Source organism: Proteiniclasticum sp. C24MP (assembly GCF_043951855.1).
Lineage (GTDB): Bacteria > Bacillota > Clostridia > Clostridiales > Clostridiaceae > Proteiniclasticum.
Genome location: NZ_JBINJW010000001.1, coordinates 580,060 through 603,406, shown reverse-complemented (window position 1 = coordinate 603,406; position 23,347 = coordinate 580,060). Strand labels below are relative to the sequence as shown.

Annotated in this window: 12 protein-coding genes and 4 pseudogenes; all 16 read left to right on the top strand. The window is 45.4% G+C overall.

Annotated elements, in window-relative coordinates; translation table 11 throughout:
* Window positions 1-20 precede the first annotated feature (20 nt).
* The 16 genes and pseudogenes from ACHAL6_RS03015 (at window position 21) to ACHAL6_RS02940 (ending at window position 22,973) form a co-directional block, all read left to right on the top strand.
* Window positions 21-3,461, top strand: a complete 3,441-nt coding sequence (locus ACHAL6_RS03015) for a hypothetical protein (protein ID WP_395268769.1) — start codon at window positions 21-23, stop codon at window positions 3,459-3,461.
* A gap of 196 nt (window positions 3,462-3,657) precedes the next feature.
* The gene (gene yvcK, locus ACHAL6_RS03010) at window positions 3,658-4,989 is read left to right on the top strand and encodes a uridine diphosphate-N-acetylglucosamine-binding protein YvcK (protein WP_395268768.1); all 1,332 of its coding nucleotides are present in this window, start codon (window positions 3,658-3,660) and stop codon (window positions 4,987-4,989) included.
* 221 nt (window positions 4,990-5,210) lie between these two features.
* On the top strand, window positions 5,211-6,161 hold the full coding sequence (whiA, locus tag ACHAL6_RS03005; RefSeq protein WP_395268767.1) for a DNA-binding protein WhiA: 951 nt from the start codon (window positions 5,211-5,213) through the stop codon (window positions 6,159-6,161).
* Window positions 6,161-7,459, top strand: a complete 1,299-nt coding sequence (locus tag ACHAL6_RS03000) for a DRTGG domain-containing protein (protein ID WP_395268766.1) — start codon at window positions 6,161-6,163, stop codon at window positions 7,457-7,459. The genes whiA and ACHAL6_RS03000 overlap by 1 nt, the downstream gene beginning before the upstream one ends.
* A gap of 81 nt (window positions 7,460-7,540) precedes the next feature.
* Window positions 7,541-7,831 (top strand): Dabb family protein, encoded by a 291-nt coding sequence (locus ACHAL6_RS02995; protein ID WP_395268765.1) that lies wholly within the window; start codon window positions 7,541-7,543, stop codon window positions 7,829-7,831.
* 39 nt (window positions 7,832-7,870) lie between these two features.
* Window positions 7,871-9,940 (top strand): annotated as a pseudogene (dnaE, locus tag ACHAL6_RS02990) (DNA polymerase III subunit alpha); the annotation flags it as partial.
* Between the two features lie 771 nt (window positions 9,941-10,711).
* Window positions 10,712-12,675 (top strand): annotated as a pseudogene (gene ltrA / locus ACHAL6_RS02985) (group II intron reverse transcriptase/maturase).
* 110 nt (window positions 12,676-12,785) lie between these two features.
* The gene (locus tag ACHAL6_RS02980; RefSeq protein WP_395268764.1) at window positions 12,786-14,282 is read left to right on the top strand and encodes an OB-fold nucleic acid binding domain-containing protein; all 1,497 of its coding nucleotides are present in this window, start codon (window positions 12,786-12,788) and stop codon (window positions 14,280-14,282) included.
* A gap of 131 nt (window positions 14,283-14,413) precedes the next feature.
* Complete coding sequence (gene pfkA, locus ACHAL6_RS02975; RefSeq protein ID WP_395268763.1) at window positions 14,414-15,370, top strand: 6-phosphofructokinase; 957 nt, start codon at window positions 14,414-14,416, stop codon at window positions 15,368-15,370.
* 20 nt (window positions 15,371-15,390) lie between these two features.
* Window positions 15,391-17,163: a pyruvate kinase gene (gene pyk / locus ACHAL6_RS02970; protein ID WP_395268762.1), complete on the top strand. Its 1,773-nt coding sequence runs from the start codon at window positions 15,391-15,393 to the stop codon at window positions 17,161-17,163.
* A gap of 166 nt (window positions 17,164-17,329) precedes the next feature.
* On the top strand, window positions 17,330-18,640 hold the full coding sequence (locus tag ACHAL6_RS02965; protein WP_395268761.1) for an IS4 family transposase: 1,311 nt from the start codon (window positions 17,330-17,332) through the stop codon (window positions 18,638-18,640).
* 484 nt (window positions 18,641-19,124) lie between these two features.
* On the top strand, window positions 19,125-20,492 hold the full coding sequence (gene rlmD / locus ACHAL6_RS02960; protein ID WP_395268760.1) for a 23S rRNA (uracil(1939)-C(5))-methyltransferase RlmD: 1,368 nt from the start codon (window positions 19,125-19,127) through the stop codon (window positions 20,490-20,492).
* A 301-nt stretch (window positions 20,493-20,793) separates the two neighbouring features.
* Window positions 20,794-21,387, top strand: a complete 594-nt coding sequence (locus tag ACHAL6_RS02955) for a helix-turn-helix domain-containing protein (protein ID WP_395268759.1) — start codon at window positions 20,794-20,796, stop codon at window positions 21,385-21,387.
* Between the two features lie 19 nt (window positions 21,388-21,406).
* Window positions 21,407-21,919, top strand: a pseudogene (locus ACHAL6_RS02950) (type I restriction-modification system subunit M N-terminal domain-containing protein); the annotation flags it as partial.
* Window positions 21,906-22,274: pseudogene (locus ACHAL6_RS02945) on the top strand ((2Fe-2S)-binding protein); the annotation flags it as partial. The pseudogenes ACHAL6_RS02950 and ACHAL6_RS02945, both read left to right, overlap by 14 nt.
* Before the next feature lie 30 nt (window positions 22,275-22,304).
* Window positions 22,305-22,973 (top strand): class I SAM-dependent methyltransferase, encoded by a 669-nt coding sequence (locus ACHAL6_RS02940; protein WP_395268758.1) that lies wholly within the window; start codon window positions 22,305-22,307, stop codon window positions 22,971-22,973.
* Window positions 22,974-23,347 lie beyond the last annotated feature (374 nt).

Here is a 23,347-nt window from a genome sequence, read left to right as displayed (position 1 = left end):
AAGGATGAAAGGAAGTAACGATGAAAGATACGAATATATATATCGGTGACAGTGTACTCCATGCTGACGCACCGGAAATTTCATTAACCACTGTGGAAATGAAGGGGGAAACATTCTTCCGGATCAGCGATTTTCATGAAATGCCTCCATTTTTCATGACCATCGTCAATGACGGAGATTTCTGGCTCTTCGTTTCCAGTACAGGGGGGCTCACCGCGGGCCGGGAGAACCCTGACAACGCTCTGTTTCCCTATGTTACGGACGACAAGGTTCATGACAGCATTGAGACCACAGGTCCGGATACTGCGCTGATTGTTTCTGATGGGGAAAGGCGCAGTCTCTGGCAGCCTTTTACCAGTCACAATGCGGACGTATACAGAATAAAGAGAAATCTCTATAAGAACACCATGGGCAACAAGATCATGTTCGAGGAAGTGAATGTGGATCTTAAGCTGACCTATCGATACTCCTGGAAGATGAGCAGCCTTTATGGCCTGGTCAAGGAGTCGGAACTCTTAAACGATTCAGGTGAAGAGCTTGACATACGTGTGCTGGACGGCATCAGAAACATCCTGCCCTACGGCGTGGACGCACTGGCTCAGTCAAGTCGCAGTACACTCATTGACGGATATAAGCGCAGCGAACTGGTGGAGGAATCAGCCCTGGGCATTTTCACCCTCAGTTCCATCATATCGGATCAGCCCGAACCCAGTGAGTCCCTCAAAGCGACGACGGTCTGGACCAAGGGTCTGGATGAGCCGACGATACTTCTTTCGGAGCATCAGGTCAGAAGCTTCAGAAGAGGGTCCGACATCACGACGGAATATGACATCAAGGGTCAAAGAGGCGCATTCTATGTGTCTTCTGAACTGAAACTCTCCGGCTCTCAGTCAAAGACATGGGTTATGGTTTCAGAGCTCAAGCAGAGCGCGGCGGATATCGAAGCGCTGATCAGTGAAATACGCGAAGGCGACAGCATCCTCCACAGTCTGGAAGCGGATCTTAATAGAGGCGATGAGAATCTGAAGAAGCTTGTATTTGACGCCGACGGATGCCAGATCACGGAAAAGAAAATGGACAGCTACAGGCACTTCTCCAACACCCTGTACAATATCATGCGTGGTGGAATCTATGCGGATGGCTACAATGTCTTTACAGAGGATCTGCTGGCATTCATCGGAAATTGGAATAAGGACCTCCTCACAAGGCACAGAAACATGTTGGATGCTCTGCCTGAAGAGAAAAATTATGCGGAGCTTTTAGCTATGGTGGAAAAAACCGGCGATAAAGATCTCATAAGAATCCTTCTGGAGTATCTCCCATTGACCTATTCCAGACGACATGGGGATCCCAGCCGTCCATGGAATAAATTCAACATCAAAATAAGCGGTGAAGATGGAAAGCGGAATCTGAACTTTGAAGGGAACTGGAGAGACATTTTCCAGAACTGGGAAGCGCTTTCCCTGTCCTTCCCTGGCTATATCGAAAGCATCATCGCGAAATTCGTGAACGCATCCACACCGGACGGATACAATGCCTACCGCATCACCAAGGATGGCGTGGACTGGGAAGAACCGGATCCGGAAGACCCCTGGTCAAACATCGGATACTGGGGAGACCATCAGGTCATCTATCTTCTGAAGCTCATGGAGCTGTCGAAGAAGTACCATCCGAACAAGCTCAGTGAAATGCTGGAAAAGGAGATCTTTGTCTATGCCAACGTGCCATACAGAATCAAGGGAATCGAAGAGCTCGTAAGAGATCCCAAGAATTCCATTGACTATGATGAAGCGGCTGCAAAAACCATCAGCAGGAAAGTGGAGCGGTATGGCGCAGACGGCAAGCTGCATTTCGTAGGAGAAGAGATCTATCATGTGAATCTCACGGAAAAACTCCTTGCGGTGCTGCTCTCCAAATTATCCAGCTATATCCCGGATGGAGGCATCTGGATGAATACCCAGCGTCCGGAATGGAATGATGCCAACAATGCCCTGGTGGGCAACGGGGTTTCCATGGTCACGCTGTACTATCTATACCGTTACCTGAGCTTCATGGATACGCTGCTGGAAGATGCGGAAGGCACGGTGGCCGTTTCCGGTGAAATGAGCAGGATGCTTGTGGACACGCTGAAGGTTCTTGAAGAAAGCGCATCGCTTCTGGATGAGACCATAAGTGATGAAGCGCGCTATGAAATCGTCATGAAACTCGGACGCATCGGGGCGTCTTATCGTCAGAAGATCTATGCTGATGGGTTTACGGGCGAAAAGGCAGCGCTTTCCTATGATGATATCCGAAGACTGCTCCATGCTGCGAAGGGACATCTGGATGCCGCCATCGCCGCAAACAGAAGAGAGGATGGCCTCTATCATGCATACAATCTGCTCCGATTCGATGAAAACACCTGCAGCCTGAGTCATCTCTATGAGATGCTGGAAGGACAGGTGGCGGTCTTGAGCTCTGGCGCATTAAGCAGCAGAGAAGCGCTAGACGTCCTTGAGGCACTGAAGAGAAGCCGGATCTATCGCGAGGATCAGAACAGCTATATGCTCTATCCGGTCCGGGAACTGCCGCTGTTCCTTCAGAAGAACATCATTCCTGAGGAAGCGGTGAAATCCTCATCACTTCTTCAGATGGAACTTGAAAAAGGATCCAGAAGATTCATTGAACAGGATGTGAGAGGGCAATACCGTTTCAACGGACAGTTCAGAAATGCCAAGGAGATCATGGATGCTCTCTCTTCGGAGACGGATTACGAGATGGCAGACATACAGAAAGTCGGCGCAATCTTCCATGAGATGTTTGAGCACCATGCCTTTACAGGCCGTTCGGGGACCTTCTATAAATATGAGGGACTCGGAAGCATCTACTGGCATATGGTCTCGAAACTTGTGCTTGCTGCTAAGGAAAACCATGAACTTGCCCTGAGAAGCGGTGAGCTGGAGGATGCGGACAGACTGGCAGAGCACTTCCGAGATCTGAAGGCTGGCATCGGTGTGGACAAATCGCCCCTTGACTATGGCGCATTCCCAAGTGACGCCTATTCCCATACTCCTGGTTTTGCAGGAGTTCAGCAGCCTGGCATGACCGGGCAGGTCAAAGAGGATTTCATCACCAGATTCAGCGAACTGGGTGTCTTCGTGTCAGAAGGGGAAATCCGATTTGATCCAAGCATGCTGTCGGAAGAGGAGTTCCTGAAGAAACAGGTGGACTGGGTCCTTCCGGAAAGAACGCTGGACATAAGGGAAAATCAGCTGGGCTTCACCATATGTTCTGTTCCGGTGATCTATGAGCTCAGCGACCATGATGCGGTATCGGTCTTTTATGAAAATGGGGACAGGTACACCTTCGAGAGCACGCTGAAGCTCAACCGGGAAATCTCGGATAGTCTCTTCAGACGGGACGGAAAATTTGATAAGATCATTGTGCAGATCAACAGGAAGAAAACACTGAAGAAGGCCTAATGGATCCTTTACCAGAGTCTTCACTTTCCTGAACTGCAGTACCTCAGGGGACCGGCTTTAAAAGCCGGTTCTCTTTGTTGTAGGTGAAATGCTACTTCTAATTGCAGAAACGCAAATAAGAAGAGGCATGTTCTTCACTTAAATAAGCTGTGGTATAATCATAGGTAAGAACAAGAGGAATCAGTGGTGTATATAGATGAAGATAAAAGACTGGATGAATACGGGATTTGGAATCAAAAGATGGTTCGGGCTGGCCATTGTGGGTATCAGCCTGCTGGTGTTTGCCATTATAGAACTGATATTCAGAAGATTTGGAGAAGATGTATATAATCTGTATTATATCTATCTTCTTATTTTAGGTGCTTCCACCCTGTATGTATCCACGGCGGAGCTTCTGAAGAACTTCATGTCTCTGGCCAAGGACGGACTCATCGATTTCAATATGGACTCCAGAGAAATCGGAAGCCTCATTCATGACAAGAAGCTTCTGGTCCAGGGGCCAAGGGTCGTGATCATTGGTGGAGGCACGGGGCTTTCCACTATTTTGAAAGGCATCAAGAGCTATACCAACAACATCACCGCGGTGGTCACCGTGGCCGATGACGGGGGAGGCTCCGGGGTCCTTCGGGAAGACCTGGGCATTCTTCCGCCTGGAGACATCAGAAACTGCCTGGTGGCTCTGGCCAACACCGAGCCCCTCATGGAGGAGCTCATGCAGTACCGGTTCAAGGATGGGAGTCTGAAAGGACAGAGCTTCGGGAATCTTTTTCTCGCCGCCATGGACGGCGTCTCGGACAATTTTGAAGATGCGGTGCAGAAAATGGCCAGTGTTCTTGCCATCACAGGAAAAGTGCTTCCGGTGACGCTGGACAATATCCGGATCAATGCGGTGCTGGAAAACGATCAGGTGGTGGTGGGAGAGTCCCACATTCCCGATGTGAGTATATCCGAAGGCGCGAAGATCGCCAGGCTCTACATCACGCCGGAAAATGCGGAGTGCCTGTCTGATGTGCGGGAAGAAATTCTAAGAGCGGACGCCATCATTCTAGGACCGGGCTCCCTCTACACCTCCATCATTCCGAACATTCTGGTGAAAGGGGTTCCGGAAGCCATCAAGGAAAGCAGGGCGCGTAAGATCTATGTCTGCAATGTCATGACGCAGCCGGGAGAAACGGATGATTTCAAGGTGTCGGATCACATCCGGGCCATCTATAAGCATGGTGACATCGGTCCGCTGGATTATGTCTTTGCCAACACGACGAAGATCAGAAATCCGAAGCTTCGAAGCGCTTACCACCATATGAATCAGTTTGAGGTTCCGGTGGATGAGGAGAATCTCAAGGAATATGAGTTCAAGCTCATCACAGGAGATTTTATAAAGCCCAGAGAAACTTCCGTCAGGCATGATGCGGAGAAGCTTTCCCAGAAACTCATGGAGATCATCCTGAGTGAGGCTCTGGTCAATGACAAGAAGAGAATCCTGGAGTATGTGGCTTTATCAGGCAAGCTGAAACACAGAAAAAAATGAGAACAGAATCATGGATGCTGTAGAAAAGAAGGTGTTCTGACCGAGGCGATCTGCCGGTGTCGGAACACCCCTATTTTAATTGTGGTGAATGGGTGCTTATCCGTTCTATGATTTCTGGTGTTATGGTATAATTAGAAAGGTAAACTGTACTAAAACTGTCTGTTAAAGATGGAGAAAACTGCAGAATTTACAATAAAAATAGAACAGGTTCGGGTGATACTATGTCATTTTCATCGACAGTGAAAAGTGAAATAACAAGAAATACAGATATATCACGGGAAGAAATCATCTCGATTCTTTCCGCCATCATGAGGTTATCGGGGACGCTGTCCTTCGGATCCTCGAAGCTGGCCTTCAAGATCACCACGGAGAATCCTTCCACTGCGAGGTTCATCTTCAAGCTTCTGAAGGACCATCTGGAGATCCACGGAAGGCTTCTGGTGAAGAAATCAGGCTCACTCAAAAAGAACAATGCCTATGTCATTGTCATCAGTGAAGACATGGGCCTGAAGGATCTTCTTATGGAAACAGGGATTCTCAGAAGTGAAGAGGATGTTTTCAGCCTGGATTACAGCATCGGTGAGGAGCTGATTCATACGGATGCGCTGAAGAAAGCCTACATCAAAGGCTCTTTTCTAGGTTCAGGGAGCGTTTCCAATCCAGAGAAGGCGTACCATCTGGAGTTCGTCGTGAACTCCCTGGAGCTGGCGGAGGATCTGAAGGAGCTCATCAATTCCTATGGGTTGACCTCCAAGGTCATTGCCAGAAAGAACGCCTATATCGTGTACCTGAAGGAAGGGGAGCAGATTGTGGATATTCTATCCATCATCGGTGCCTACAACAGTCTTTTCGAATTCGAGAATGTAAGAATCGTGAAGGACATGAGAAACAATGTGAACAGACTGGTGAACTGCGAAACGGCCAATCTGTCCAAGACAGTGAATGCAGCCGTGCGGCAGGTGGAGTCCATCAAACTCATAGAAAAGGAGATCGGACTCAACAGGCTTTCGAAACCGCTGAGAGAAGTGGCGGAGATGAGGCTGGATTATCCGGATGAATCGCTGAAGGAACTGGGAGAGATGCTGAATCCTCCTGTGGGGAAATCCGGCGTCAATCACAGACTGAGAAAGATCGAGAAAATAGCCGATGAACTGAGGAAGGGGGGACTGTAGTGGCGAAAATAGATCGCATCATGGAACACATCAAGGAAATGCAGCTGGGCACGAAGCTCTCTGTGAGAACCCTGGCAAAAGACCAGGGGGTCAGTGATGCCACGGCATACAAGGCCATCAAGATCATGGAGGAAGAGGGGTATCTGGAGACCCTGCCAAGGACTGGTACCATCCGAATCGAAAGTGAGAAGGAAAAGAAGATCGAGTCCATCACCTACAATGAAATCATCCGGATTGTGGATGGAGAACTTTTAGGTGGAAAAGATGGAGTGGAGAAGACCATCTATCGATTCAATATCGGTGCCATGACCATGGAGGCCATGAAGAAATATCTGACCATGGGCGGACTGCTCATCGTGGGAAACCGGGATGAAGTCCATACCCTGGCGCTGAACATGGGGGTGGGCGTACTGATCACCGGTGGATTCAAAGCCAGTGAGAAGAACGTAGCCCTGGCGGACAGGCTGAAGCTGCCCATCATTTCCTGTTCCTATGATACCTTCACCACTGCATCCATGATCAACAGGGGGATTTCGGAAAATCTCATCAAGCAGACCATTCCTTATGTGAAGGACATCATCCAGAAGGAGACCCATCATCTGCTTCTGGACAGCACCATTAAGGACTACCTGAAGATCTCGGAGAAATCCGGCCACGAGAAGTTTCCCGTGGTGGACCGGAAAATGGTGGTTCAGGGCATCATAACGCCTAAGGAAACCCTGGGACGAGAAGATACGGACCTGGTGGGCGATGTCATGAGAAAGGTGAACATCTCCGTGACGCCCAAGACCACCGTGTCCTATGTGGCCCATATCATGGACTGGGAGAATCTGCCCATCTGTCCGGTGACGGAGGAAGGCATTCTAGTGGGGGTCATCACAAGAACCGATATCCTGAAGGCCCTTCAGGAAAGACATATGAAGCCCATGGAAACGGACACCATTGAGGATAAGATTATAAGAAGCCTGGTGGTGGAGAAGAGAGACGGGAAATTCTACTACAGTGGCGTAGTGTCACCGGAGTTTCTGGACCCGCTGGGCAATGCATCCAGAGGCCTTCTGTCCATGCTCATGTCCAAGACCGCCATCTCTCATCTGCAGAACCAGTATTACAGCTGCAGCCTCGATAAATGCACCACGGATTTCTATGAGGTGCTGGGCATCGATGCCAGGTTCACCATGGAGATCAGCATCATCAAGACTTCAAAGCTTCATTCCAAAGTGGATGTGGCCCTGCGCTCCAGGGACAAGCTCATAGCAGCCTCCAGGCTCAATGTGCTGCATACGCTGGACGATTAGGCCCATTCCCGTGGAAAAGAAGATCCCTGTACGAACCGATCCTATGACAAAGAATAAAGAAAGAAATCAGGAGGACAATAAATGTTTTATCATGTAGTACTTTTCAAACTGAAAGACAACAGCCCGGAGAATATGGACAAGGCCAGAAACATCCTTTCATCCATGGAAGGAAAGATTCCCCAGCTGAAAGGACTCACCGTGGGAAAAGATGAGCTTTTCACCGAAAGAAGCTATGACATCTGCCTTATCACCACTTTTGATTCCAAGGAAGATATGGATGCCTATCAGGTGCATGAGTATCATGTGAACGAAGTGCTGGCGAATCTAAGACCCATGCTGGAAGCATCCAAAGCCTGCGACTTCACAGCCTAAGAGGCAGCTTCGCGCAAACAGACAGAAAGGAAACAAGTTATGGAAAGAGCATTTGCCCATCTACATCTGCATACGGAATTCAGTCTTCTGGATGGGTCAGCGAAAATCGACGGCATCATCGGAAGAGCCAAAGAGCTGGGCATGGAATACGTGGCCATTACAGACCACGGAAGCATGTATGGCGCCGTGGAGTTCTATAAAGCGGCAAAGAAAGCCGGGATCACGCCCATCATCGGATGCGAGATCTATGTGGCGGCCAAAGACATGCACATCAAGCATCAGGACCCGGAAAACACCACCCATCATCTGGTTCTTCTTGCGAAGAACGAGACCGGGTATGAGAACCTCATGAAGATCGTATCGGCTGCATCGCTGGAAGGTTTCTATTATAAACCCAGAGTGGACCACGCCTTCATCGAAAAGCATGCGGAAGGGCTCATCTGCCTGTCGGCCTGTTTAGGTGGAGAGGTTCAGGAGTACTTCAACCTGGATATGCCGGACAAAGCCAGGGAAGCTGCAGAGTTCTACAAGCGTGTCTTCAAGGAGGATTACTATCTGGAGCTTCAGGACCATGGTCTGGAAGAGCAGAAGAAGGTCAATAAGCTGAACATCGCCCTGGCCAGGGAGCTGGATATTCCACTGGTCTGCACCAATGATGTGCATTACCTGAAGAAGGAAGACTCCAGAGCCCACGACATTCTCCTATGCATCCAGACGGGAAAGACCGTGGATGAGGAGAACCGGATGCGCTATCCGTCGGATCAGTTCTATCTGAAATCCTATGAGGAGATGCATGAGCTGTTCCAGTATATTCCCGAAGCCCTGGAGAACACGGTGAAGATCGCGAAGAAGTGCAGTTTCGACTATGAGTTCCATGTATCGAAGCTGCCTAAGTTTCCGCTGCCCGAAGGTGCGGATCCCTACCAGTATCTCACCTTGAGAACCTATGAGGGTATGGTGGAGAAATATGATGTCTTCAGCTGCTACAGAGGAAAACCGGTGGATGTGGAAGCCCTCCGGTCACTTCCAGGGGAAGAGGAGCAGAAGATCATCCGGCGCATCGACTATGAGCTGGGCATCATGAACCAGATGGGGTATGTGGATTATTTCCTCATCGTCTGGGACTTCATCAAATTCGCCAATGACAACGGCATTGCCACGGGGGCGGGAAGAGGAAGCGCAGCAGGGTCCTGCGTATCCTACTGCCTCAATATCACGAAGATCGACCCCATACGGTACAATCTGCTGTTTGAGCGGTTTCTGAACCCGGAACGAATTTCCATGCCGGATATCGATTCGGACTTCTGCTATGAACGAAGAGGAGAAGTCATCGATTATGTGGTGGAGAAATACGGTGCGGATAATGTGGCTCAGATCATCACCTTTGGAACCATGGCCGCCAGGGCCTGTATCCGGGATGTGGGACGTGCCATGAACTATCCCTACGGGGAAGTGGACCAGATCGCCAAGATGATTCCCAGTGTTCTGGGCATCACGCTTGATAAGGCCATCGAGATGAATCCGGAGCTTAGGAGAGTCTATGAAGACGATGGACGAGTCATGGAGCTTCTGGATATTTCAAGAAAACTGGAAGGACTCAGCAGACACTCCTCCACCCATGCGGCGGGTGTGGTGATCTCTGAGAAGCCTCTGGTGAACTATGTGCCCCTGCAGAGAAACGAGGAATCCATCGTGACCCAGTTCACCATGAATACTCTGGAAGAGCTGGGACTGCTCAAAATGGACTTCCTGGGCCTTCGAACGCTGACGGTGATGCGGGATACGGTGGATATGGTCAAGGAAGCCAGCGGCATGGAGATCGATGTGGATACTCTCTCCCTGACGGATCCTGAGGTCTACAAGATGATCGGAGAAGGAAAGACTGTGGGGGTCTTCCAGCTGGAATCCGCAGGGATGACAAGCTTCATGAAGGAGCTGAAGCCGGATTCTCTGGAGGACATCATCGCGGGGATCTCCCTCTACAGACCGGGACCGATGTCGGAGATTCCGAAATACATCGAGAACAAGAACAATCCCGAGAAGATCACCTATCTATGCAAGGAACTGGAGCCCATCCTATCCGTGACCTATGGTGTAATCATCTATCAGGGTGCGACGCGTTCTCAATTGAAAAGATTGAGCAGACTTACAAGGAATGTTAGCTGATAAGCTTACAGGAACAACAGGTCTGAACTAATAACTCGATATGCGGAATGAAGGAGTAACGCCCTGAAACGCATACTATAATACTCCGACATGCATCATAAAACGAAAGTTTAGGTGTATGAAGCTCGGTGAAGACGGCTGAAGAAACCTACGTCTAAGAAACGGACAAGTAATGTTGGTACAAAAGAGGCTAGAGCCCACCCGCATGAAAGGAAGAAAGTAAGAGATATGGTTGTCGATAGGTCGGTAGTCCATAAAATACCTATGGTTAGAATATCAGCAAAAGACGCTGACAGACGAACTTGCGATGTAAAGGGTCTAGATATGAGCATATCGAAAGGTATGAACAAGTCTAAGGGACATCGTTAGTGTGGGAAAGTAAGAATCTTGGTTATGAAATCCCATGGTACGCGAAGGAGAAATCTGGCGGGCGTGTCCAAGCTAACAGGCTTATAGCAAGAACCTAAGGGTATATGTACGGATAGAGTTATTGGAACACGGAAAAGTATCGAGGACCATAAAGGTCTAAGTTGTCGAAGAACAATAAGCAACTGAATCGGTGCTGAAAAGTAGTGGTCGAACCGTTTTAAAACTCCTTGTAATGAGGAGTATAGGGATGGCCACAAGTCGAGAATAACAAGCAAATATCATATAGTTGAACATGGGGATTCGAGTAAGACAAAAATGCCTCTTTCATATGATGGGAGGTGCCCTATGTCAAAGAAAAAGGGAAAATCTATTGAAGACTTGAGACATAACGAATACTACAACATGCAAACGGTCTTCGATGAGTTGTATTCAAAAAGCCAAGATGGTAATACATTAGATAACCTTATGCAGATAATACTATCGGAAGAAAACATATTATTGGCATACAGGAACATCAAAACCAATGGTGGAAGCAAAACTCCTGGAACTGACGGATTGAGTATCCAAGATATTTCAAAACTGACTGCTGAAGAAGTGGTAAGTAAAGTGAGATTCATAACTCGCGGAAGTGAACATGGATACAGACCAAAAGCCGTAAGAAGAAAGGAAATACCTAAACCCAATGGAAAAACAAGACCACTCGGCATACCATGTATTTGGGACAGATTAATACAACAGTGTATTCTACAAGTAATGCAACCCATTTGTGAAGCAAAATTTTCAAACAACAGCTACGGATTCAGACCCTTAAGGTCAGTTGAACATGCTATAGCTAGAACATATAGAATGCTCCAGATGAGCAACTTATACCATGTCATAGAGTTTGATATCAAAGGATTCTTCGATAACGTTGACCACAAGAAATTAATCAGACAAACATGGGCCATGGGTATAAGAGATAAGCAACTAATCTGGATAATAAAGCAAATCCTTAAAGGACCAATAAAACTGGAAAATGGACAAACCATAATCCCGACAAAAGGGACCCGCAAGGTGGCATTTTATCACCGTTACTCGCTAATATAGTATTGAACGACTTGGATAAATGGATTGAAAGCCAATGGCAGAATCACCCAGTAACTAATAATTACAAAAAGAGGGTGACGGCTAACGGAACAACATCCTCTCATGCTTTCCGTGGCATGCAAGAGACAACAATGCTGAAAGAAATGTGGATTGTGAGATATGCAGATGATTTTAGGGTTTTCTGTAGAAAACATGAAGATGCACAAAAAGTATTAATCGCAACCGAAAAATGGCTGAAAGAAACGCTGAAACTTGAAATATCTTCAGAAAAGACAAAAATTGTTGATGTCAGGAAACAGTACATGGAATTCCTTGGATTTAAAATCAAAGTAACATGGAATCATCAGAAAAACAAATATACTGTATTCTCACACGTAAGTGATAAAGCATTAGCAGTCAAGTCAGAAAAGCTGATAGAACAAGTTAAAAAGATATGTCATGCAGGAAATTCAGACGGTGAAGTTAGGGAGATCGTACTATACAATGCGATGGTAATGGGTATTCAAAACTATTACAGTATCGCAACGATGGTATCAAGTGACTTGAATCACATACAACAAAGAACCTACAGGCTGTTATACAATGGATTAAACACCCAAAATGGTAATCGTTTAGTGAAAACAGGTAGGGACCTAACGGACATAGAAATACAGAGATATGGGAAGTATAAGTCGCTCCGATACATCAAGGGGACGGGCGAACCTATTTACCCAATATACGCCATACAGTTTAAAAATCCGATGGCATTTAGTATTAAGAACTGTCTATACACCCCTGAAGGAAGAGAAAAGATACATGACTATCTTGGCAATGAATTAAAGCTGTTGAATCAATTGCGAAAGCACTACCCAAATAACCAAAACATTGAGTACTTTGATAACAGAATTTCATTATACTCAATGCAAAATGGAAAATGCTATGTATTAGGTAAACCCATTGAAACCACAGCCGAAATACATTGTCATCACAAAAAGGCCCGTAAGGATGGCGGAACTGATGAATTCAGGAATCTTGTGTTGATACATGAAGATGTTCATAAACTAATTCATGCGACACAAGAGGAAACTCTCGAGAAATATCTCGGGATTTTGAATCTAAACTCTGAACAGAGAAGAAAAACCAATCGGTTACGCTTTACATTAGGCCTATCCATTATCAAAGAATACGACAAAGAGGGGCAAAAGCTCACCCTGGAAAAAGTTGAAAACTATTTAGATATTTAGCTATAAGATTCTCGATGGAACGCCGTGTGCGGTGAAAATTGCACGCACGGTGTGGAGTGGGGGAAAATCTGGAGATAAGTTCAAAGGATTACCTATCACTATAGCAGGTCATGCAGATCGTGAGAGACCTGGCGGGCTATTCCCTGGGAAGATCTGATCTGGTCCGAAGAGCCATGAGCAAGAAGAAGCATGATGTCATGGAAGAGGAAAGAAAGAACTTCATCTATGGTCTGGTGGACGAGAAGGGACAGGTGGTGGTGCCTGGGTGCGTCCGTAACGGCATCAGTGAGAAGGTGGCAAACACCATCTTCGATCAGATGATGGATTTTGCCAGCTATGCCTTCAACAAGGCCCATGCCGCAGCCTATGCGGTCATCGGTTATCAGACGGCCTATCTTATGCGGTATCACCCTGCGGAGTTCACAGCAGCCATGCTGAACAGCTTCCTGGGAAATGCCGACAAGTGCTTCTCCTATCTGAGGTTTGCGAAGAGTCTGGGCATTGAGGTGGTATCTCCTGAAATAAACAGTTCGGAATTCCGATACAAGGTCAGAGACGGGAAAATCCTGTTCGGTCTTGGTGCCATCAAAGGCGTCGGAAAGAATTTCGTGGATGCTCTGGTTTCCGAGAGAAACAGAAACGGAAACTACAAGAATCTTATGGACTTCATTGAGCGAAACACGGCCACGGGACTGAATAAAAGAGCGGTGGAAGCCCTCATCAAGGCGGGTTCCTTCGATGGTCTGGACGGAAGTCGTGCTCAGATGCTGGCGGTCCACGAGAAGATCATTGAAAGCTTTGCGCAGAAAAGCAGAAAGAACATCGACGGACAGGTTTCACTGTTCGGGGACATCCTGGAAGACGAGGATACGGTGAAAGTGGAGTATCCGGATCTCAGAGAATTCGATCACAGGGATCTGCTCTTCATGGAGAAGGAAATGACGGGCATGTATCTTACGGGCCATCCTCTGGATGAATATGAGGAGACGCTGAGAAAGGCGGTCAGTCATAAAGTGTCTGATATTCTCTCGGAAAGCGATGATATCCTGGATGACGTGAGAGACGATGCCGCTCTATATGCTGATGCCATGATGAAAAAGAGCGGATTCAAGGATGGAGAAAGAGTGATCCTCGGCGGTATGATCCGGGACATCACAAGAAAGATCACGAGAAATTCTGCCATGATGGCCTTCATGAATCTGGAGGACCTCTCCGGGGTTCTGGAGTGCATCGTGTTTCCCAAAACCTATGACAAGGTGGTGTCGTACCTCAAGGAAGACAGCATCGTGCTGGTCAAAGGAAGACTGTCGCTGAAGGAGGAGGAGAATCCGAAGCTCATTGTGGAAACGGTGGAGGATCTCACTGCCGCGAAAAGCGCCAAACTCTACCTCAGGTTCGGTAGCATGGGAGACGCCAAGCTTATGGTGAAGGCATTAAGACCTGTATTCAAAACCTTCGGTGGAGATACACCTGTCATTGTAGTGGCAACGGATAAGAGGGATGTGATGCAGCTGGCCAGAGAACTGTGGATTGACAGTGCTTCTCCGGTGATAAGGATGCTGAAGGAGAAACTGGGTGAAGAGAACGTGAAACTTGTTGAAAGTTAAGAATTTTACGTACTGGACGGAAGTGATATCATCTTCTTGAAATCATTTCATTTTAGATATACAATAGTATGGGCTAAAATTTTTGTGGACGGAAGATAAACTCTTCTGCCTCTCTTTTAGGAGGATAAGAAATGAAGAAAATCGGGATATTAACCAGCGGTGGAGATGCGCCAGGAATGAATGCTGCCATCAGAGCCGTGACAAGAACAGCGCTAGTGAACAATATTGAAGTTATGGGGATATACAAAGGATACATGGGACTGCATGAGGGAGAGATTCTGCCCATGGACAGAAGATCCGTATCGGATATCATACAAAGAGGTGGAACGATTCTGAAGACTGCCAGATTTCCGGAATTCAAGGATCCGGCAGTAAGAGAAAAGGCTGCACAGGTTCTGAAGATCTATGGCATCGAAGGACTTGTGGTCATCGGTGGAGACGGATCCTTCATGGGCGCCAAGGGTCTTTCAGAGCTTGGCATACAGACCATAGGCATCCCTGGCACCATCGACAATGACCTGGCTTATACGGACCGTACCATCGGATTCGATACGGCACAGAACACCGTCATTGATGCCATCAACAAGATCAGAGATACCTCATCCTCTCATCAGAGAGTTTCCGTGGTGGAAGTCATGGGAAGAGACTGCGGAGATCTGGCTCTTTATGCGGGACTTGCCGGTGGAGCCACCACCATTCTGGTTCCGGAGAGAAAATACACGGATGAGGAAATCATCAAGACCGTCATGGATGGAAGAAGACAGAAGAAGCATCATAATCTGGTGGTCATAGCAGAAGGGGTAGGAAACTCCCATGAGATCGCCAAGAAGATCGAAGATGTTTCAGGCATTGAAACCAGAGCTACGGTTCTGGGACATATCCAGAGAGGTGGAGCACCGACTGCGTTTGATAGAATCTTGGCTTCCAAGATGGGGCACCGTGCGGTGGAACTCCTGATGGAAGGAAAATCAGGACGTGTCATTGGAACCGTCAAGGGTGATATTGTAGATTATGATATTCATGAAGCGTTAAGTGTGAAGAGACCTTTCAATGAGAAACTGTACCAGATTGCAATGGACCTCGTTTAAGAGAAATTAGGAGGAAGAATATGCGTAAAACCAAAATTATCTGTACCATCGGACCTACATCTGATTCACCGGAAAAGGTGAGTGAGCTGATCAGTGCTGGAATAAATGTTGCCCGATTCAACTTCTCTCATGATGTGCATGAGAATCACAAGAAAAAGATGGAAACGGTAAGAAGTGAAGCGGAAAAACAGGACAAACTTGTGGCGATTCTCCTGGACACCAAGGGACCTGAAATCAGAACTCATGATTTCAAGGATGCCCCTGTACTGCTTCATGAAGGAAACTTCATAGATATTCATACCAAGGAAGAGGTTCTGGGAGATGACAAAAGATTTTCTCTGTCCTATGAAAAGCTGGCGGAGGATGTCCGTATCGGTTCCAGAATCCTTGTAGATGATGGACTGGTTGCGCTGGAAGTCACGGCCATGAATGAGGCCACAGGGGTCATCACCTGCAAGATCCTTAACTCGGGAACCATCTCGAACCATAAGGGAATCAATCTGCCCGGCGTGAAGACCCAGCTGCCTGCACTGACAGAGAAGGATCTGGATGATCTTCGTTTCGGTGTGGAAATGGGTGTGGACATCGTGGCTGCTTCCTTTATCCGAAAAGCGGAAGACGTCCTTGCCATTCGTAAGGTTCTGAGAAACCTTGGTGGAGAAGATATTTTCCTCATGTCCAAGATCGAGAATCAGGAAGGTGTCGATAACGTAGAGGAAATCATCAAGTATTCCGACGGCATCATGGTGGCCAGAGGGGATATGGGTGTTGAAATTCCACTGGAACAGGTACCGGGGATTCAGAAGAAAATCATCGAAATGTGCAATCAGGCCGGTAAGCCTGTGGTCACTGCTACTCAGATGCTGGAATCCATGGTGAGATTCCCAAGACCTACAAGGGCGGAAGTGTCTGACGTGGCCAATGCCATCTTTGACGGGTCCGACTGTATCATGCTTTCAGGGGAAACTGCCAATGGAAAGTATCCGGTGGAATCTGTGGAGACCATGGTGAAGATCGCGGAAGATGCGGAAAGCAGGATCAATCATGATAAGCTCATCACGAAAATGATGCTGACTCATGCTTCCTCTGTGCCGATTGCCATAAGCCTTGCCAGTGTCACCACAGCCTATGAGCTGGGTGCATCGGCCATCATTTCCGCAACGGTATCCGGTAGTACCGCAAAGAACGTGTCCAGATTCAGACCGGAGTGTCCGGTCCTGGCCATCACACCAAGCAAGTCCGTGGCGAGAAAGCTACTCCTCTACTGGGGTGTCTATCCCATCGTGGCAGAGCTTTACAACTCCACCGATGAAATGATCGATACCACATCGGAAATCGCCAAGAAGCGCGGATTCGTCCATGATGGAGAACTTGTGGTCATCACCGCAGGACTGCCCATCAACTTTGTAGGTTCCACCAACATGATCAAGGTGCATCTCATCGGAGAAGTGCTTCTTCAGGGAAAGAGAACCCATGAAACCAAGCAGATTGTCAGTGGTGTCATCAAGAAGGCCATCTCTGTTCAGACTGCTGAGGAAAAGATTCAGGCAGGAGATATTCTGGTGGTGAATTCCCTCAATGACACCTATATGGACATCATCCATAAGGTATCGGGTGTCATCGTGGAAACCAATCAGGTGACTCCGGACATTTCCGTGGAAGCCATGAAGCATGACATCCCTGTCATCGCAGAGGCTGCCAATGCCATGTCAGTCCTGACGGAAGGGACCCTTGTGACCATCGACGGCAAGAGAAGTCTTGTGATCAATGGACGTACGGTCTTAAAATCATAAATTCTGATGTAAAAGGAGCCGGAAGGCCAATGTCATTAAGTTAAGAAAATCAGTGTATGGAAATCATACACTGATTTTCTTTGCGGAAATTTCAAAAAAAGCTTGACAATCCTCAGGAAAAATGCGGCGAAGCCCTTTGAATATAGAAATTCGAAGGAGGCCTGTTATGCCGAAACACACTTTTCCCTCTATTGTAAGAAAGAAGCTATTTACTGTCGTCGATGACCATATTGCGCGGAAACACGAGTTCCTCTCTGATCCAGAAAGAGATTTTACACGCCACCGGAAACTATCTCTAGACCATATGATTAAAGCTACGATGCTCCTTGGATCAGGGAGCATCGATAAAGAAATGCTGGAATACTTTGATTATCAACCTGATACTGTCACCGCTTCGGCATTTACTCAGCAGCGTGATAAGCTGTCCAATTCGATTTTTAAGTCAATCTTGTATCAGTTCACCCATAGTTTTAGCAATTTCAAAACACTGAATGGATACCGACTGGTGGCTGTCGACGGTTCAGATCTGCATATTCCACACAATCCTCGAGATACAGAAACCTATTTTCAGTCAACCCCTGGAACGAAGGGATTCAATCTCCTGCATGTCAATGCTCTCTATGATCTTCTTAACCGGGTGTATCTGGACGGCGAAATTCAGCCTGGCAGAAAAACACATGAACGACAAGCTCTTATTGAGATGATGCGGAAATCAGATTTGGACTCGCCGGTTCTGCTGGTTGCCGATCGTGGTTATGAAAGCTATAACGTCTTTGCCCACATGATGGCAAAGGGATGGAAATTCTTAATCCGTGTGAAAGATGCTTCGACAAGAAGCATGTTGGGAATATTCAATACCCCCGCAAGCGGGGAGTTCGATCAGATAGTTCATCGAGAACTGACTCGGAAGCAAACCAAGCAGATCAGACAAAATCCTGATCGATATAAGTATTTGCCTACAAGTGTGACATTTGATTTTCTTGATGAGTACACACACTTCTATCCTATCTCATTACGGGTAGTCAAAGTGCAGCTGGAAGATGGCTCATATCAATGCTTTATCACAAATCTGGAGGAAGACGCCTTTCCCTCAGAAGTCATCAAATCCCTATACTATCTGCGTTGGGGCATCGAAACTTCATTCCGCGAACTGAAGCATACCTTGGCATTGACACATCTTCATTCGAAAAAGAAAGAAAGCATTGCACAAGAAATCTTTGCAAAAATGACGATGTACAATTTCTGTTCCATCATTACCTCGCACGTAGTGATCCAGAAAGAGAACCGGAAATATGACTATCAAGTCAACTTTTCAAAAGCCATTAGTATTTGCAAACATTATTTCAAGGAGAGCAATGCTTTCTTAGACATCTGCAAGCTGATTCAAAAGTATATTCTCCCCATTCGGAGAGGACGAAATTACCCTCGCAAGGTCAAGTTCAGGACTTTTGTCAGCTTTAATTATAGAATAGCGTAAATTCTAATAAAATCAAAATCCGGCGGGGTCAACCCGCCTGTTTGCCATGCAATAAAAACCCCAGATTTACGTTTTCCTTGTAAAATAAACGCCGGACTCTGTATTTTATCTAAATCCAGAATCCGGTCGCTTATTTAGGATTAATTAACTTAATGACATTGGCCGGAAGGCTCCTTTTCTGACCAGAAACTGTAGATTGCGTTAAAATTAACATTTTGTACACATATAGCATTTTGATTGATGCTCAATAAGAATGAAAGATAGGACAATAATTGATGATAAAAATTAATAAAAAGTTTACAATTTAGATTTAATAAATTTACATTTAGAACGGAAGCTAGTGATATAGTAATACATGTAAAAAATTGAATTATTGGCAACTGATTCAAGAACTTCAGCACCCTGTGAATGGGTGCGTTTTTTTTGGGTAAATGCACAGTTATAGACTATAATGAGAGAAAGAAATGAAGTGAATGGGGAATAGATGATGAAGAAAAATGATGAGCTTACCATAAAGATCGTGGATCAGGGACATACTGGAGAAGGCATCGGGAAAGTGGATGGATATCCGCTTTTCATCGACTTTGCATTGCCGGAAGAGGAAGTGAAGGTCAGGGTCCTGAAGACCAACAAGAATTATGGCTTCGGGAAGATGCTGGAGATTGAAAAAAAGAGTGAGAAGCGTGTGGAGCCGCCCTGTCCATACTATTACAGATGCGGCGGATGCCACATCATGCACGCGTCCTATGAAGGGCAGCTGCAGTTCAAGAAAAAGAGAGTGAAGGATTCTCTGGAGCGCATCGGAAGGATTGATTTTTCTCCTGTGGAGGAGACCATCGGTATGGCGCATCCTTTCCGATACAGGAACAAGGTTCAGATACCTCTGGGCAGAGTGAACGGAGAATTTGTGGCGGGATTCTATGCCCGAAGATCCCACAGAATCGTGGATATTGAAAACTGCATTGTGCAGCATGAGGATGGAGACCATGTGCTTAAAGTGCTGAGAACCTGGGCGGAAGAGTTTAATGTGTCCACTTATCATAACGACCTTTCAACAGATCCCAAAGGGATCCTGAGACACCTGATGGTGAGAAAGGGTTTCACAACGGGAGACCTTATGGTGGTCCTGGTGGTGACGGATAGTAAGGTTCCCCATCTTGAGGTGCTTCTGGAAAGGCTGAAAGAGCTTCAGGGATTCCAGTCGCTGCTTCTCAACATCAATCATGAGGAGACCAATCTGGTGCTGGGTAGGGAAAATGTCCTGGTCTACGGGAAAGAGTTCATAGAGGACTATATCGGACCTTTCAGGTTCAAGATTTCTCCCCATTCCTTCTTCCAGGTGAATCCGGTCCAGACGGAAGTGATGTATGAGAAAGCACTGGAATATGCTGGTCTTACCGGAAATGAGACGGTATTTGACTGTTACTGCGGAGCAGGAACCATCTCTCTCTTTCTTTCACAGAAGGCAAGAAAAGTATACGGTATTGAAGTGGTTCCCCAGGCCATTATGGATGCGAAGGAAAATGCGGCGCTGAATCATGTGGAAAATGTTGAATTTCTTGTGGGTAAATCCGAGGAAGTCATTGTGGATCTCATAAATCAGGGAATCAGAGCTGATGTGGTGGTGGTGGATCCGCCTAGAAAGGGATGCGACATCAGGCTTCTTGAAGCCATCAGAGAAATCGCACCGGAAAAGATCGTCTATGTATCCTGCGATCCGGGATCCTTGGGAAGAGATTTAGGTATTCTGGAATCCTTCGGCTTTAAGACCATGAAGGTCACTCCGGTGGATAATTTTCCACAGTCCTATCACGTGGAGACGGTAGTATTGATGTCAAGGGTAGAAAAGTAAGAACGTAGAAACATGAGTAAATAAGGACTTTCCGTGATTTGAGACCCGGCTTTAAGCCGGAAGGATAATCACGGTTTTTTAATTTGCGGGAAATTATCCAAGAATAGAAAAGCCTAAGGTTGAGTGGATAGATTGACTATTAAGCTTGTGAGTTGATGGGATTGCTGACAAAAATGTAGTGAGTGGATAGGATTATTGTCAAAAAAATAGAAAACATTTGCACTTTATATTGACCGAGTCAATAAAATGAAGTACAATAAATATTAGGTGGGATTATAGCCCTGCACCAGGAGGTGAGAACTTGATAGGATTAGAATATATTTTAAACCTCTATAACCTTCAACATATAGAACTTGCAGAAAAACTTGGCATAAAAAAACAAAATATCAACATGTGGGTGAAAGGGCGACAGAACATTCCAAAGAAATATCTACCGGTTTTAGAAGAACTCTTTGGCATTGATCAGTCCTATTTTGGACGTGAATTTAGTGAAATTGATCAGTTAGAAATCCAGAAGGAAAAGCTGAAAAGAGATCTGAAGCCTGTAATCAAAAAGCATGAACAGCAGTTTTCTTTGGGAGAGATTAATGATCTTGTTGAAGTTCCCATCTATGATAAAGAAGAAATGAATGCTATAGAGCGAGATATAGAAAAGGCCAAGCTGGTATCTAAGTTTAAGGCTGCAATGGATATAGTGGATAATAATCCATACGTAGAGACCTATAAGCTCATCGTTGAACTACTTGAAAAAGTGCAGCATGAATCAGTTCTGCACAAAACAATTGAAGCTTTGGCGCACTATTACGAAGTCTTACCTGAATGGATAAGTAGCGAACCGGAACAAGAAGGCTTTGAAAGTGAAATTTTTGAAGTCTTTGATGATCATAACTATTAAACATTTGGAGGGAATATTAATGGCTGAGAACACAGGAAACATTGGATTTGAAGAGACACTTTGGAAAGCGGCAGACAAACTGAGAGGCAGCATGGATGCCAGTGAATATAAACACGTGGTACTGGGACTAATCTTCCTTAAGTACATATCCGATAAATTTGAAACGAAGTTTAATGCCCTTGTAGAAGAAGGTGCAGGCTTTGAAGAGGACCGAGATGAGTATGAAGCAGAGAATATTTTCTGGGTTCCTAAAGAAGCGAGATGGACATTTATCAAAGATAATGCAAAAGATTCTAAGATTGGTCAGTACATTGATGATGCCATGATTCTCATTGAAAAAGAGAATACGTCCCTAAAGGGAGTACTGGATAAACGTTATGCAAGACCAGAAATTGACAAAAGAAGACTTGGAGAATTAATTGACCTTATCTCAACCATTAAACTTCATCAAAATGGCGAAAAGGACTTACTTGGCAGAGTTTATGAGTACTTCCTAGGCCAGTTTGCCAGCGTTGAAGCAACATCTAGTGGTAGAAGATTATCGTAATGCTGTTAACGGAGATCAATATAAGATTTGCATGGACGAGGACTGCGACGTTGTTTACTATAAGTTAGATAATGAAATAAAATTCTTGAAAGGTCAAGTTAGAGTTCCTATCTGGTTTAAGAAATATTCAGATCCTAAGTATGCTTGTTATTGCAGCGAAGTCACAGAAGATCAGGTAATTGAAGCAGTTGTAAAGCATGGTGCGAAAACCGTACAAGAAGTAAATTCCATAACTGGAGCAATGAAAAATTCTAATTGCATAGAAAAAAACCCTTTGGGAGTCTGTTGTCATAAAATTATTCAAGAAGCTATTGAAAAAGGATTGAAAATTAAAGGTTAATTGTAAATTATTATAGTCAGGAAAAGAAATATGGGAGTTGAATATAACATGAATCATAGATGTAAATTATGTGGATCAGAAACAGAGGTGATTCATCATCCTAAAATTGCAGATTATCACTATTGCAATAATTGTGAATTTATTTCTAAGGATGATCGACATATAGTATCAAAAGAAGATGAACTTAAAATTTATAACAAACATAATAACTCGATTGAGGATCCGAGGTATGTTGAATTTTTCTACAAGTTTTTAAATGACGCTGTTTTTCCTTATGCAGCAAGTGGAAATCAAGGGTTTGATTTTGGGAGTGGTCCATCTCCTGTCTTGGCACAAATATTGGAGCGTCATCATAGCTATCAAATGGATATATACGATTTATTTTATTCACCTGAAAAAGTTTATATTGGGAAAAAGTATGATTTAGTTACATCGACTGAAGTTGCCGAACACTTAAAAGACCCCATAGAGGTTTTTGAACTTTTTGTCAAATTGTTGAAACCGAAAGGGGTTTTAGCGGTGATGACATTGTTTCATCATAATGATGCTTCTCATTTTATGAATTGGCATTATATTCGAGATTGGAGTCACATATCATTTTATACTACTAAAACCATGGAATATATAGCTTCGAGAGTTGGTTTAAAAGTTATTCATACTAATAATATTCGCTATACAACATTTATGCTAGATCATTAACTGTTATGAAAATGTGGATAACTTGGATTTATCTGTGGAAAAGAGTTTAATAATGTGGATAAAATAAATGCATTTTCCTTACCGAGATTGTTGTCCAGAGATCGAAAATAACTGGATAAGTTCCCCCAAACGACAGTCTATCTTGGATATGTTCCCTAATATGCACCTCGATAAAAATATGACAAAAATTGGTCTCGAGAAATTTATCAAATAGCTATTACCTCATCTCAGAACATGTGGAGACAGTGGTGTTGATGTCAAGGACTCAATCAATAAATGTAGTATTGCAGGAAAATAGTGATCATAATATATTAACTATGATTCGAAGCTTATGTTTCCAGTGAACGCAACGGTTAAAGCTTTTTGCTTAATGG